1 protein-coding gene is annotated in these 341 nt (G+C 66.3%); it reads right to left on the bottom strand.

The window, feature by feature from the left end:
* Nucleotides 1-341, bottom strand: a 341-nt coding sequence (locus DWQ67_RS13545; protein ID WP_199712731.1) for a hypothetical protein, incomplete at both ends; no start/stop codon positions are given.

A 341-nucleotide genomic window follows, 5' to 3' on the forward strand; every position in this document is an offset into this window, starting at 1 on the left:
CGACGGTCACCACCGCGGAAGCCACCACCACGGTTGTCATCACGACGGGGGCCGCGATCATCGCGGCGGTCGCCACCAAAACCGCCACCCTGACGATCATCACGACGGGGGCCGCGATCATCACGACGATCGCCACCAAAGCCACCACCGCGAGTGTCCTCACGACGGTCATTGCCGCGGAAACCGCCACCCTGACGATCATCACGACGGGGTGCACGATCATCACGACGATCGCCACCAAAACCACCACCGCGAGTGTCCTCACGACGGTCACCACCGCGGAAGCCACCACCACGGTTGTCATCACGACGGGGGCCGCGATCATCGCGGCGGTCGCCACC

It is taken from the genome of Galactobacter caseinivorans, assembly GCF_003640665.1.
In the GTDB taxonomy this organism is placed as follows: domain Bacteria; phylum Actinomycetota; class Actinomycetes; order Actinomycetales; family Micrococcaceae; genus Galactobacter; species Galactobacter caseinivorans.